Here is a 13290-nt window from a genome sequence, read left to right as displayed (position 1 = left end):
GGTCCGCGCGTCCCCCACCGGGGTTATCGGCCGGCCGGCGGTTCGGAGGGGTGGGCGGGGGGTGCCGGCTCCGCGGCGGCAGTCTCGGCACCGGCGACGGCGACCCGGCGCCGCGCCGACCACCAACGCCACAGCGCGAAGACCCCCACCGCCAGCGACAGCAGGCCCAGACCCCAGGCCATGCGCTGCGCCGAGTCGCTGAGCCACACGACGAGGGCCGTGACCGGCAGCGCCCCGGCCGCGTTGGCGACCATGAAGGCCCGGAAGGGAATCTGGACGGTGCCCGCCACGAGATTCATGGCGTCGGCGCTCAGGATAGGCATGAGGCGGACCATGAGCACGCCCTGCACCCCGTGTTTCTGGGCGAAGTCGTAGGCCGTGCGCCGCGCCTTCTCGCCGGCCAGCAACCGCACGAGCGAGTCGCCCACCGTGCGCCCCAGCCAGTAGCCCGCCGCCGCCCCCAGGAGCGTGCCCACGTACACGATGAAAAAGCCCTCGATGGGTCCGTAGGCCCGCGCGGTCACGGCCGTCATGACCAGCGAGGGCAACACTGGGATGACCGCCTGCAGGACGAATCCCGCGATCAGGGCCAGTGGCCCAGCCCAGCCCAGGGTGTCGACGAAGGCGCGCGTGACCGCCGGGTCGCTGGCAGTGAGGGCGTGGTAGCCGCGCACCAGGAACTCGCGCACGTCCGGCAGCAGCCCGACGAAGACGAGCAGGGCGGCGGCCGTCCCGAGGATCAGCCAGCGCAGATACCGGGGCGGCGAGGAGGCGGCGGCAGACATGCCTTCACAGTCTAGGGAAGCGGCGCGTGAGTTGCGTCCCCCGGAAGATGCAGAGGCCGGCGTTCCCCCCGGCGTAGACTGCCCGGCGATGCGTTCCGAACTGCTTGACCGCGTACTGTCGCTGCTCCCGGAGGCCGGTCCCCACCCGGAGCTGGCCCGTTTCTACGAGATGCTGCGCGACTACCCCCGGCGGGGCGGCAAGGGCCTGCGCTCGGAACTGCTGCTCGCGGGCGCGCGGGCCTACGGCGTGCGTGAGGGCACCCCGCAGTGGGAGAGCGCCCTGTGGCTGGCCGCCGGGGTCGAACTGTTCCAGAACTGGGTGCTGATCCACGACGACATCGAGGACGACTCCGAGGAGCGCCGGGGCCGGCCCGCCCTGCACCGCCTGCACGGCGTGGCGCTGGCGATCAACGCCGGGGACGCCCTGCACGCCTACATGTGGGCGGCGGTGGCCCGCGCGGGGGTGAGCGGCGCCCACGAGGAATTCCTGGCGATGGTGCACCGCACCGCCGAGGGCCAGCACCTCGACCTCGCCTGGGTGGCCGGGCGCGAGTGGGGCCTGACCGAACACGACTACCTCCAGATGGTCGGCCTGAAAACCGCCTACTACACGGTCATCGTGCCGCTGCGGCTGGGGGCATTGGTGGCCGGAGCGCAGCCGCCCACGACTCTGACCCCCGCCGGGCTGGCGCTGGGCACCGCCTTCCAGATCCGCGACGACGTGCTCAATCTCGCGGGCGACGCGGTCAAGTACGGCAAGGAAATCGCCGGCGACCTGCTGGAAGGCAAACGCACCCTCATCGTGCTGCACTGGCTGGGGCAGGCGCCCGAGGAACAGATCATGGTGTTCCTGGACCAGATGCGCCGCGACCGCCCCGACAAGGACCCGGAGGTCGTCGCACGGATTCACGGCTGGCTGCTGGAGAGCGGCAGCGTGGACTACGCCCAGCGCGCCGCCCAGGCCCAGGCAGAGACGGGCCTGAGATTGCTGGCCGAGGTGCTTGGGGCCGCGCCCGACCGGGAAGCCGCCCGCGCCCTGCAGGACCGCGTGCGCGAACTGGCGACCCGCGAGGCCTGAACCCGGGCAGGGGGCGGCCCCTACTTCACCAGATCAAGCGCCGCGTCGGCGAAGCGCGCGAAACAGGCGTTGAGTTCCTGCAGCGCTCCCTCACGCAGCACCGACCACTCGGCGTAGTACAGCGCCACGTTCACCTCCAGCCCGAAGGCGGGAATGCCGGTGCGGGCGTGATGCGCCGCGCTGAGGGTATCGGTGGTCCAGGGGTCACCCACCGCCACTCGGCGGTACGTCCCGCCCAGCACCGGGGCGAAGGCGGCCTCGCAGGCGTCACGCAGGGCAGCCCACTGCTCGCGCGGAAAGGTGGGCGCGGCCTCGGTGCCCAGCATGAGCGTCAGGGCGGGGCGGGGGGTGCCGGTGTCGGGCCCCAGCGCGGGGCCGCGTTCAGCCATGCTGTGACCCACGATCATCAGGCGCGCGCCTTCCAGTTCGGCGCGGACCTGGGCGTCGAAGGCGTCCCAGATGCGCCGCAGCCGCGCTTCCCGCAGTTCGGGGGTCAGGGTGAAGCCGGCCGGATACAGCGGGTTGCGCCCGAAGTCCATGACCTTGAGCACGCCGTTGTCGTCCGCGTCGTCCCGCTCGCGGTTGAGGTCGGCGGCGAAGCGGCTCCAGGGGGCCTGGAGAAAGCGGGCACCCGGCACCGCGTAGATCAGCTCGGTGTAGGGATCACCCTCGAAGAACACCCGGCGCAGGAACTCCTCGCGCCTGTGGGCATCGAACACGTCGGCGCCCAGCATGTCGCGCAGCACGTCGGCCGGCACCTGTCCGGAAGGGTGGGGCGCCAGCACGAGCAGGGCGTCGCGGGCGGCAGCGGAGGCAGCTGGATCGGCGGAGGGGCCGGCACTCGGGGCAGTCATGCCGGCGAGCATATCGGACCCCCGGACCGCCTTCACCCCCGACACAGTCCGGACTGCCCGGTGCGGCATACAATCGGGGGCGTGCTGCTCTCGGGCCTGTCTACCCTGAACTACCGGAACCTCGCGCCGGACACGCTGGAATTTCCGGCCGGCGTGACCGGTGTGTTCGGCGAAAACGGCGCGGGCAAGACCAACCTGCTGGAAGCCGCCTATCTCGCCCTGACCGGCCTGAGCGACGTAACGCGCCTGGAACAGCTCGTGCAGTCGGGCGAGAAGGAAGCCTACGTGCGCGCCGACCTGCAACAGGGCGGCAGCCTGAGCATTCAGGAGGTCGGGCTGGGGCGGGGGCGCCGGCAGCTCAAGGTGGACGGCGTGCGGGTCAGGACCGGCGACCTGCCGCGCGGGAGTGCCGTGTGGATCCGCCCCGAGGACAGCGAACTGGTGTTCGGGTCGCCCTCAGGGCGGCGGGGGTATCTCGACGCCCTGCTCGCGCGCCTGAGCGCGCGCTACGGCGAGCAGCTCTCGCGCTACGACCGCACCGTATCGCAGCGCAACGCGGCCCTGCGCGCGGGTGAGGACTGGGCCATGCACGTCTGGGACGAGGCGCTCGTCAAACTGGGCACCGAGATCATGCTGTTTCGCCGCCGCGCCCTGACCCGACTCGACGACCTGAGCCGCGAGGCCAACACCGCCCTGGGCAGCCGCAAGCTCCTGCGTCTGGAACTGACCGAGTCCACCACCCCCGAGACCTACGCCCACGACCTCGCGGCCCGCCGCCCCGAGGAACTGGCGCGCGGAGCCACCGTGACCGGCCCGCACCGCGACGACCTGCTGCTGACCCTGGGCGACTTTCCGGCGAACGAGTACGCCAGCCGGGGAGAAGGCCGCACGGTCGCCCTCGCGCTGCGCCGCGCCGAACTGGAGCTGCTGGCCGAGAAGTTCGGCGAGCGCCCGGTGCTGCTCATTGACGACTTCACGGCCGAACTCGATCCGGGGCGGCGGTCCTTTCTGCTCGACCTCGCCGCGAGCGTGCCGCAGGCCATCGTGACCGGCACCGAGCGTGCGCCCGGCGCAGCCCTGACCCTGCGCGCCCACGCCGGGCGCTTTACCCCCGAGCTGGACATGGCCGAGGTGGGCGTGTGACCCGGCGCCGCCTGGGCGGCCCGCGCGGGCTCTCGGACCTCATGGGCGCGACGCTGGGCACCGCCAAGCTGGCGCGCGGGATAGGGCGGGCGCGGGCGCTGCTGCTGTGGCCGCAGGCGGTTGGCCCCGAGATCGCGCGCATGACCCGGCCCCGGTCGCAGCAGGGCGGAACCCTGTACGTCGAGGTGCGCGACTCGACGACCGCGCACCACCTCACCATGCAGCGCCACCACTTTCTCAAGCGCCTGAACGCCCTGCTGGCCGAGGGAAACGGCCGCGCCGAGGACGCCGTGCGTGAGCTGCGCTTCAGCGTAGGCACGGTGCGTGCGCCCGAGAACACGCCGCGCGCTGCGCCCCTGCCCGCCCCCGACCGCGCGCGCGCCCGGCAGCTCGTGCAGGAGGTGGCCGACCCCGAACTAAGGCAGGCCGCCCTGCGCGCCGCCGAGGCCGTGACCCGCGCGCGGCGCTGGCGCGAGGAACAGGGCTGGCGACCCTGCCCGGTCTGCGGTGAACGCTGCCCCGCGCCCACCCGCCTGCCCGGCGAGGCGCCGCCCCCCGAGGCTCCCCCCTGCCGCGCCTGCGCCCTGACGCTGGAGGACCCCAACGTGCGCCGCGCCGCGCGTGTGGTGGCCCGTACCCCCGAGCGCCTGGGTGCCCTGGAGACGACCCTCGGGGACAGCGGGCGGCTTGCGGCGCGATACCTCGCGCTGGAGCTGCTGGCTGACCAGCTCGGGCTGCTGGCCCTGGAGTGCGTGCGCAGCGGCGGCGAGAACAATTACCTGAGTTTCCTGCGCGCCCAGGCCGAGACCTACCTGATGCTCAAACTGGGCCGGACCAGAAATGACCTGCGCCGCGCCGACCACGCCGCGCTACCCGAGCGGGTGCGGCAGGTGCTCGCCGCCGGGCAGCCATGACCCGTTCCCTGGCCACCGGCGGGACCACCGACACCCCAGCCGACATCGCCGAGCGCAAGCTGCGCCACCTCGACGCGTGCCTCGACCCGCGCAGCCAGTACGCGGCGGTCCGCACCGGCCTGGAGGCGGTGCCCTGGCCCTACCGCGCTCTGCCAGAGCGCGACCTGGACGCCGTGGACCTCTCCACGACCTTCCTGGGCCGCCGCCTGAGCGCCCCGGTCCTGATCGGGGCCATGACGGGCGGAGCCGAGCGCGCCGGGCGCATCAATTTCAACCTCGCGCGCGCGGCGCAGCGCCTCGGGCTGGGAATGATGCTCGGCTCGCAGCGCGTGATGCTGGAGCGCCCCGAGGCCCGGCCCACCTTCGCGGTGCGCGACGTGGCCCCCGACATCCTGCTCGTGGGGAACCTGGGCGCCGCGCAGTTCGGGCTGGGCTACGGCCCCGCCGAGGCCACGCGCGCCGTGCGCGAGATCGGGGCCGACGCGCTCGCCATTCACGTCAACCCCCTGCAAGAAGCCCTGCAACCCGGCGGCGACACGCGCTGGGCGGGCCTCGCGGCGCGGCTGGCCGAGATGGTCCCGGCACTGGACTTCCCAGCGGTGCTCAAGGAAGTCGGGCACGGCCTGGACGCCGCGACCCTACGCGTGGTGGCAGGCGCGGGCTTTGCCGCCTATGACGTGGCCGGGGCGGGCGGCACGAGCTGGGCCCGTGTGGAACAGCTTGTACACCGGGGCGAGGTGAGCCGCCCGGACCTGTGCGAACTCGGCGTGCCCACGGCGCAGGCGCTGCGGGACGCCCGGCAGGTCGCGCCGCACGTTCCCCTGATCGCCTCGGGCGGCGTCCGCACTGGCCTGGATGCTGCCCGCGCGCTGGCACTGGGCGCGCAGGTGGTCGCCGTGGCGCGCCCCCTGCTGGAGCCTGCCCTGGAAAGCAGCGAGGCCGCCGAGGCGTGGCTGCGCGACTTCGTGCAGGAACTACGGGTGGCGCTGTTCGTCGGCGGGTACGGCAGCGTGGAAGAGGCGCGGGGCAGCGGGGCGTAGGGCAGCGGTCCCAGGCGCCGGCCTAGTCCAGTTGCCGCTCCACGCGCGTGCCCAGGCCGGTCAGCACCTCGTACTCGATGGTGTCGCCCCAAGCCGCCACGTTGCTCACGGTGATCTCGCCCCTACCCCACAGCTCGGCCCAGTCGCCCGGCCCTACGTCCAGGCCCGTCACGTCCACCATCATCTGGTCCATACAGATACGGCCCAGCACCGGCCGCCGCTCGCCGCCGATCAGGACGCTGGCCTTCAGGGTAGCGTTGCGCGGGTAGCCGTCGGCGTAACCCATGCCGATCACGGCGATTTCGGTGTCGTGCGTGGCCCGCCACAGCGCGCCGTAGCTCACGCCCTCGCCCGCCCGGACGGTGTGGCGCTGGCTCACGCGGGCGCACAGGGTCTGGACCGGGCGCAGGTCGGCCACGCCGCGCAGGTGCGGCGGCGCGAAGCCGTAGGCCGCCAGACCGGGCCGGGCCAGTCCCATGCCCGGCAGCGCTCCGAAACTCAGGACGCCGCCCCCGTTGGCCGCGTGGGCCAGCAGGGGGGGCAACTCGGCCAGCACCGCCCGGAACCGCGCAAACTGCTCATGGGCGAACTCCAGTTCCGGCTCGTCGGCGGTCGCAAAGTGGGTATAGGCGCCCTCCAGCAGCCCCCGCTCGGCCAGCAAGCGGCCTACCGCCACAGCTTCTTCCGGGCGCGCGCCCAGACGGTTCATGCCGGTGTCCACCTTCAGATGCGCGCGGGCGTGCGCGGGCAGCGCCCCGGCCTCGGCCAGCGAGGCGACGGGCAGCCGCACGCCCAGGTCGGCCAGTGGGCCGTATTCCTCGGGAGCGGCAGGAGTCAGCAGGACGACCGGTCGGCCCAGGTCCAGCCGCGCGAGGCGCTCGGCCTCGGCGGGGGTCGCCACCGCCAGCCCCCATACGTCCGGGTGCCGGGCTGCCACGCGGGCGACGAGCTCCAGACCGTGCCCGTAAGCCTCGGCCTTGACCGGCAACAGCAGCGGCACCCCGGCGCGGCGCGAGAGCGCGCGGAGGTTGTCGTTCAGGGCAGCTTCGGACAGGTGGGCGACGGCGCGGGCCAGCATGGCCCCCAGGATAGGCTCCGGCGCCGCGCACAGGGGCGCGCTGTCTGGCGACCGGTCGCCTACGAACCGGACCGCGCCCGGTAGAGCTTGGCCGGCCGGCCCGCCAGCCCGTACTGGTGGTCGAGTTCGGCCTGCCCAGCCCGCACGAGATGTTCGAGGTAGCGCCACGCGGTCACGCGGCTCAGGCCCACGGCCTCCCCGATCTCCTCGGCGCTCGCCGGCTGGCCGCGTTCGGCGAGCGCTGCCTCCACCCGTTCCAGGGTATGCGGGTCGATACCGCGCGGCAGGGCGGGGGCCGCCGCCCCGCTGACCCCCAGCAGGCGGTCGAGGCTGGCCTGATCGTGCCGCCCCGGCGCGCCCGGCCCCGCACCGGGCGGGCGCCGGGCGCGGTGCCGGGCGAGCAGCTCGGCCAGTCGCGCGCCCGTGAACGGCTTGATGAGGTAGTCGAAGGCCCCATGCGCCAACGCGAGGCGGATGCTCGGCTCGTCGTCGGCGGCGGTGATGAGGGCCACGTCGGTCGTGCGGCCCTGCGCGCGCCAGTGCCGCAGCAGTCCCAGCCCGCTGCCGTCGGGCAGGTGGACGTCGAGCAGGATCAGGTCGGGCGACAGCGCCTGGGCCAGCGCGTCGCCCTGCGCGCAGCTCGCGGCGCTGCCGACCACGTGCACGTCGGGGTCACGCTCGAGCAGGTCGCGGTTGATGCGCGCCACCCGCACGTCGTCCTCGACGAGCAGCACCCGCACGCGCGCCGTGCTCACGCCGTCCCCCGGCCGGACCGCGCGGGTAGGGCGCCGCGTCCCGGCACCGGCAGGCTGACCTGAAAGACCGTGAGGCCGCCGCGCCGCGTGTGCCGCACGTCGCCGCCCAGTACCTGAATACGCGCCATCACTCCGGCCAGCCCGTACCCCCGGCCCTCGCCTTTGCTGCTTGCGCCGCGCGTGAACAGCCGCTTGGCCACCTCGGGACGCACGCCGGGACCGGAGTCCTCGACCTCGACCTGCATGCCCTCGGGGTCCTCGCCGATGAGGACCGTGACCTGCCCCGGCTGCCCGCCCAGCGCCTCGAAGGCGTTCTCGGTGAGATTGCCCACCGCCGTGACGAGGGTGTCGGCGTGGCGTTCCCAGACCGGCGAGAGGCTGCTGCCCTCGACGACCTGAAACTCGATGCCCAGTTCCTGGGCGCGCTCGCGCTTACCGGCCAGCAGTGCCACCAGCCGGGGCACCTGCACGTCACGCAGAAGCTGGCGGAACTGCGCGTCCGAGTGGATCTCGGCGTTCAGCACCCCCAGCGCCTCCTCGGAGCGGCCCAGTTGCAGCAGGCCCGACAGCACGTGCAGGCGGTTCTGATACTCGTGGGTCTGGGCACGCAGCACGTCCACGAAGCCGCGCGCGTGGGTGAGCTCCTCGGCCAGCGCCAGCGCCTCGGCCCGGTCACGGAACCCCGCCACGAACCCCCCGCCCTCCAGCGGCTCGATGTTCACGAGCACCGGCTGGCCACGCAGGTTCAGTTCGAGATTCTGCTGCCGGCCCTGCCCGGCCAGCTGCGCCAGTTCGGGCCATACGCCCGCGAGCAGCGCCGGGGTCTGGCGGCTGCCCAGCATCTCGGCGGCGCGGTCGCTGATCAGGGTGACGGTCCCCGGCGCGCTCACGGCGATCACGCCTTCGCGCAGCGCGGCCAGCACGGCGCGCTGCTGGCGCACGAGGGCAGCAATCTGCTCGGGTTCCAGGTTCAGGATCTCGGCGCGCAGCCGCCGCGCCGCCCAGCTCGCGCCCGCCGTACCCAGCGCCAGCGCCAGCAGGAACCACGGCGCGAGGCTCAGGAGCGCCGACCCCACCAGATTCCAGGCCTGCGGCATGAGGTAGCCGGTGCTCACCACCCCGACCACCCGCGTACCGGGCTGCCCGCCGGCCCACACCGGCGCCTTGCCGCGCACACTCAGGCCCAGCGAGCCGCGCGCCACGCTGACGACCTCCTGCCCGGACAGCGGCTGCACGTTGTCGCCGCCCTCCATCGGCTGTCCCAGACGCTCGGGCAGCGGGTGTGAGAGCCGCCGGCCCTGACGGTTGCCCACCACGATGAAGTCGGCGCCGCTCTCGTCGAGCAGACCGTTGACCTGGGCATTCAGGGCGGGATTGGGCCCACCCGCCTCGGCCCCCTCGTACACGATGGGCAGCTGCGACACGAGGCGCGAGGTCGTCAGTGCCCGCTCGCCCAGGCGCTGCCGGGCCTGTCCGTAGGCCTGCACGGTCTGCACGAGCACGAGCAGGACGGTCATGGCGCACAGCACGAGCAGGTGCAGGCGCACCAGGCGGCCCTGCAACCCCACGCCCGGACCACCGAGCAGGCGGTGGCCCAGGGTCAGACGCGCCGGAAGCGGGCGGGAGAGGACAGACATGACGGTTCTGGGAGCAGTCTAGAGCATCCGGCACGGGCCCCGGCTTCCCGGGCGGCCACCGGTGCCAGGGAACAGAGAGCCGACTTGCGTACATTGCGTTCACGGTTGTGCATTAATCCCACAAAAAAAGCGTCCTAGACGTACAAAAGGACTTGCGGGCCGCCAAGATGAACGGTAGATTGAGAAGCGTTACACATCACCTAGAACCGTGCGGCCAACCGTGGCCCGCACCCGGAGGACCTATGAACAAAGCTGCCCTGTTGGCTGCCCTGGCCGTGACGACCGCGCCCCTCGCCAGTGCCCAGACCCTGAACAACGTCCGCATCATGGCCCCCGCCAGCCCCGGCGGCGGCTGGGACCAGACCAGCCGCGCCATCCAGACCGTGATGCAAAACCAGAACCTCGCCAAACCGGTGCAGGTATTCAACGTGTCCGGCGCAGGCGGCACCATCGGCCTGGCCCAGCTGTACAACAGCAAGGGCGACGGCAACCAGATGATGACCATGGGCCTCGTGATGGTCGGCGCGATCCTGACCAACTCGAGCAAGGTGGACCTGAGCCGCGTGACCCCCCTGGCCCGCCTGACCGGCGAGTACGAGGTGCTGGTCGTGCCCGCCAACAGCCCCTACAAGAACATGAAGGACTTCGCCGCCGCCTGGAAGGCCAACAACGGCCTGGCGGTCGCGGGCGGCAGCGCCGGCGGCACCGACCACATGCTCGTGGGCCTGCTTGCCAAGTCGGCCGGCGTGGACCCCAAGAAGATGAACTACGTGCCCTTCTCGGGCGGCGGCGAGACGCTGGCGGCCGTGCTGGGTAACCAAGTGGCCGGCGCAGTGGCGGGCTACGGCGAGTTCGAGGCCCAGATCAAGGCCGGGCGCCTGCGCGCCATCGGCATCAGCGCGCCCAAGCGTCAGGCCGGCATCGACGCCCCGACCTTCAAGGAGCAGGGCTACGCCGTGGAGCTCTCCAACTGGCGCGGCATCGTGGCCCCCCCCGGCGTGAGCGCCGCCGACAAGGCCAAGCTCGTCTCGGCGCTCGACAAGATGCACGCCAGCAAGGAATGGCAGGACACCCTCAAGACGCGCGGCTGGACCGATCTCTACATGAGCGGCAGCAAGTACGACATCTTCCTGAAGACCGAGGCCAACCGCGCCAAGGGCATCCTCCAGGAAATCGGCCTGGTGAAGTGAGGGCCTGACCCTCAGGCGTCAGGGGGCGGGGGCGTCCGGTATGCGGCACCCCGCCCCCTTTTTTGTTTCAAACTGACGAACAGATGAGTCCAGAGCCAAGGAGCGCGCATGACTGAACCTCACCTCTCTTCCCCCCCGCCCACGCGGCGCGGCGTGAGCCTGCCGGACCTGCTGGTGGCGGTGGGCATCCTGCTGCTGGGCGCCGCCCTGCTGTACGGCACCTCGCTGATTCCCTTCGGGATCAACGCGGTCGTGGGACCGCGCGTCTTCCCGCTGATCGTCAGCATCGGCACGCTGCTCTTCGGGGCGCTGCTGCTCTTCGGGGCACTGCGCGGTGACCGCGCCGAACCCGCCGCCGAGGAAGACACCGACCCCGACGCCGCCGTCACCCTCGCCAACCCGGCGATCATCCTGGGCGGCTTCCTGCTGGGCACCCTGATCCTGCAGCCGCTGGGCTTCGTCCTGGGCACGGCCGTCATGTACTTCAGCGTGGCCTACGCCTTCGGTGAGCGGAGGTACGGCCTGATGGCCTTCGTGGCCCTCGCCGTGGCGCTCGTCACCTACCTGCTGTTCACGCGCGGCCTGGACCTGAACCTGCCGGCCGGCGTGCTGAGAGGAATCCTGTAATGGACGCCCTGACTTCCCTGTTCGCGGGCTTCGAAACGGCCCTGAGCCCCCTGAACCTGCTGTGGGCCCTCATCGGCGTGACGCTGGGCACCCTGGTCGGCGTGCTGCCGGGCATCGGGCCGGCGCTGACGGTCGCCCTGCTGCTGCCGGTCACGGCCAAGCTGCCCCCGGTGAGCGCCTTCATCATGTTCGCGGGCATCTACTACGGCGGCATGTTCGGCGGCTCGACCACCAGCATCCTGCTGAACACCCCCGGCGAGTCGAGCAGCATCATCACGGCGCTTGAGGGCAACAAGATGGCCCGGCGCGGGCGCGCCGCCGCCGCCCTGGCGACCGCCGCCATCGGGTCCTTCATCGCCGGGACCATCGGCACCATCCTGCTGACCTTCTTCGCGCCCGCGATCGCCGACATCGCCGTGCAGATTCCGCCCTCGGCCAAGTTCGCCCTGATCATGCTGGCCTTCGTGACCATCAGCGCGACCTTTGGCGGCAGCCCCCTGCGTGGCCTAGTCAGTCTGTTTTTCGGCCTCGCCATCGGGCTGGTCGGCACCGACCTCCAGAGCGGGCAGTCGCGCTTCGCGATGGGCCGCCCGGAACTGCTCGACGGCATCGACTTCATCACGGTGGTTATCGGCCTGTTCGCCATCGGCGAGACGCTGTACGTCGCCAGCCGCTACCGCAAGAGCCAGGACGTGATCAAGCTCGAGGGCGGAGCGTCCATGAACCGCGAGGACTGGCGCCGCAGCTGGAAGCCCTGGCTGCGCGGCACAGCGCTCGGCTTTCCCTTCGGGGCCATTCCGGCGGGCGGCGCCGAGATTCCGACCTTCCTGAGCTACACCCTGGAAAAACGGCTCAGCAAGCACCCCGAGGAATTCGGCAAGGGCGCCATTGAGGGCGTCGCCGGTCCCGAGGCCGCCAACAACGCCTCGGCGGCGGGTGTGCTCGTGCCTCTGCTCACCCTGGGCCTGCCCACGAGCGCCACGGCCGCCATACTGCTCGCGGCCTTCCAGCAATACGGCCTGCAACCGGGGCCGCTGCTGTTCATCACGAACGGCGACCTCGTGTGGGGACTCATCGCCTCGCTCTACATCGGCAACGTCATGCTGCTGCTGCTCAACCTGCCGCTGGCGCCCGTGTGGGCCAAGCTGCTGCTCATCCCGCGTCCCTTCCTGTACGCTGGCATTCTGGTGTTCAGCACGGTGGGCGTGTACAGCCTGAACAACAGCGTCTTCGACCTCGTGCTGCTCGCCATCTTCGGCTTGATCGGCTACGGAATGCGCCGCTTCGACTTCCCGGTCACGCCCGCCATCATCGGCGTGGTGCTCGGGCCGACGGCCGAGTCGTTCTTCCGCACGGCCCTGCAGCAGAGCAACGGCGACGCGAGCATCTTCGTGCGCCAGCCGCTGACCGCCTTCATCCTGCTGATCGTGCTCGTGGCCCTGGTGCTGCCGCCCGTCCTGCGGATGCGCGCCCGCAAGACCGCCGCCTGAACCCGGCCACAAAAGCGCCCCCGACCGTCACTGGTCGGGGGCGCTTTTGTACGCCGCTGAGGCTTACTTAGCTTCGGCGTAGCGGCGGGCCACTTCGTCCCAGTTCACGACGTTCCAGAAGGCCTTGAGGTAGTCGGGGCGCTTGTTCTGGTAGTTGAGGTAGTAGGCGTGTTCCCACACGTCCACGCCCAGGATGGGGGTGCCGCTCACGCCGGCCACGCCCTCGCCCATCAGCGGGCTGTCCTGGTTGGCGGTGCTCACGACGGCAAGCTTGCCGTCCTTGACGACCAGCCAGGCCCAGCCGCTGCCAAAGCGGGTCTTGGCGGCGTCCTCGAACTTTTCCTTAAAGGCGTCGAAGGAGCCGAAGGCGTCCACGATGGCCGTCCCCAGGTCACCGCTGGGCGCGTTGCTCTCGCCCTTGCTCTGTCCCAAGACGGTCCAGAAGAGGCTGTGGTTGGCGTGACCGCCCGCGTTGTTGCGCAGCACGCCCTTCTTGTCGGTGGGCAGGCTGTCGAGCTTCTGGACGAGTTCCTCGACCGGCAATCCGTCGAACTCGGTCCCCGCCAGCGCCTTGTTGGCGTTGTCGATGTAGGCCTGGTGATGCTTGGTATGGTGAATCTCCATCGTGCGGGTGTCGATGTGGGGTTCCAGGGCGTCGTAGGCGTAGGGCAGGGCAGGCAGTTCGTAAGGCATGGGGCT

The 13290-nt window shown here is 71.6% G+C and carries 13 protein-coding genes; 7 read left to right on the top strand and 6 right to left on the bottom strand.

All coding sequences use genetic code 11. The features are described 5' to 3' along the window. Positions 1–23 precede the first annotated feature (23 nt). Complete coding sequence (locus tag ASF71_RS07715) at positions 24–785, bottom strand: TVP38/TMEM64 family protein (RefSeq protein WP_056297556.1); 762 nt, start codon at positions 783–785, stop codon at positions 24–26. An 88-nt stretch (positions 786–873) separates the two neighbouring features. On the opposite strand from ASF71_RS07715, the gene ASF71_RS07710 reads away from it, so the two are divergent. Beyond that, a complete protein-coding gene (locus ASF71_RS07710; protein WP_056297553.1) occupies positions 874–1863 on the top strand; it encodes a polyprenyl synthetase family protein in 990 nt (329 codons plus the stop codon). Between the two features lie 20 nt (positions 1864–1883). Here ASF71_RS07710 and ASF71_RS07705 read toward each other — a convergent pair whose 3' ends face one another. Next, complete coding sequence (locus tag ASF71_RS07705) at positions 1884–2717, bottom strand: N-formylglutamate amidohydrolase (protein WP_056298320.1); 834 nt, start codon at positions 2715–2717, stop codon at positions 1884–1886. Positions 2718–2789: 72 nt separating this feature from the next. On the opposite strand from ASF71_RS07705, the gene recF reads away from it, so the two are divergent. From recF to fni, 3 genes are read left to right on the top strand one after another with little or no spacing between them, the layout of a single operon-like run. Further along, positions 2790–3860: a DNA replication and repair protein RecF gene (recF, locus tag ASF71_RS07700; RefSeq protein ID WP_056298318.1), complete on the top strand. Its 1071-nt coding sequence runs from the start codon at positions 2790–2792 to the stop codon at positions 3858–3860. A 41-nt stretch (positions 3861–3901) separates the two neighbouring features. Continuing rightward, positions 3902–4774 (top strand): DUF721 domain-containing protein, encoded by an 873-nt coding sequence (locus tag ASF71_RS07695; RefSeq protein WP_056298315.1) that lies wholly within the window; start codon positions 3902–3904, stop codon positions 4772–4774. Next, entirely contained in the window at positions 4771–5814 is a 1044-nt protein-coding gene (gene fni / locus ASF71_RS07690) for a type 2 isopentenyl-diphosphate Delta-isomerase (protein ID WP_056297550.1), read from the top strand. Before ASF71_RS07695 ends, fni begins: the two co-directional genes overlap by 4 nt. Positions 5815–5836: 22 nt before the next feature. Here the strand turns inward: fni and alr are convergent, their stop codons facing one another. The 3 genes from alr to ASF71_RS07675 are packed head-to-tail and all read right to left on the bottom strand — an operon-like array spanning position 5837 to position 9164. After that, on the bottom strand, positions 5837–6892 hold the full coding sequence (gene alr, locus ASF71_RS07685) for an alanine racemase (RefSeq protein ID WP_056297546.1): 1056 nt from the start codon (positions 6890–6892) through the stop codon (positions 5837–5839). 59 nt (positions 6893–6951) lie between these two features. Further along, positions 6952–7647 carry a response regulator gene (locus tag ASF71_RS07680; RefSeq protein WP_235514217.1) on the bottom strand — a complete coding sequence of 232 codons (696 nt, stop codon included), beginning with the start codon at positions 7645–7647 and terminating at the stop codon, positions 6952–6954. Continuing rightward, on the bottom strand, positions 7644–9164 hold the full coding sequence (locus tag ASF71_RS07675) for a sensor histidine kinase (protein WP_235514265.1): 1521 nt from the start codon (positions 9162–9164) through the stop codon (positions 7644–7646). Before ASF71_RS07675 ends, ASF71_RS07680 begins: the two co-directional genes overlap by 4 nt. A 362-nt stretch (positions 9165–9526) precedes the next feature. Between ASF71_RS07675 and ASF71_RS07670 the strand changes: the two genes are divergently transcribed. The 3 genes from ASF71_RS07670 (at position 9527) to ASF71_RS07660 (ending at position 12591) form a co-directional block, all read left to right on the top strand. Next, entirely contained in the window at positions 9527–10474 is a 948-nt protein-coding gene (locus tag ASF71_RS07670) for a tripartite tricarboxylate transporter substrate binding protein (RefSeq protein WP_056297543.1), read from the top strand. Positions 10475–10582: 108 nt separating this feature from the next. Further along, complete coding sequence (locus tag ASF71_RS07665) at positions 10583–11101, top strand: tripartite tricarboxylate transporter TctB family protein (RefSeq protein ID WP_056297539.1); 519 nt, start codon at positions 10583–10585, stop codon at positions 11099–11101. After that, the gene (locus ASF71_RS07660; RefSeq protein ID WP_056297534.1) at positions 11101–12591 is read left to right on the top strand and encodes a tripartite tricarboxylate transporter permease; all 1491 of its coding nucleotides are present in this window, start codon (positions 11101–11103) and stop codon (positions 12589–12591) included. Before ASF71_RS07665 ends, ASF71_RS07660 begins: the two co-directional genes overlap by 1 nt. A gap of 63 nt (positions 12592–12654) precedes the next feature. Here ASF71_RS07660 and sodA read toward each other — a convergent pair whose 3' ends face one another. Beyond that, entirely contained in the window at positions 12655–13284 is a 630-nt protein-coding gene (gene sodA, locus ASF71_RS07655) for a superoxide dismutase [Mn] (protein ID WP_056297532.1), read from the bottom strand. Positions 13285–13290 lie beyond the last annotated feature (6 nt).

It is taken from the genome of Deinococcus sp. Leaf326, from assembly GCF_001424185.1.
GTDB lineage: Bacteria > Deinococcota > Deinococci > Deinococcales > Deinococcaceae > Deinococcus.
Note: the sequence above shows the minus strand (reverse complement) of the source record. Positions and strands in the feature narration are given on the sequence as shown.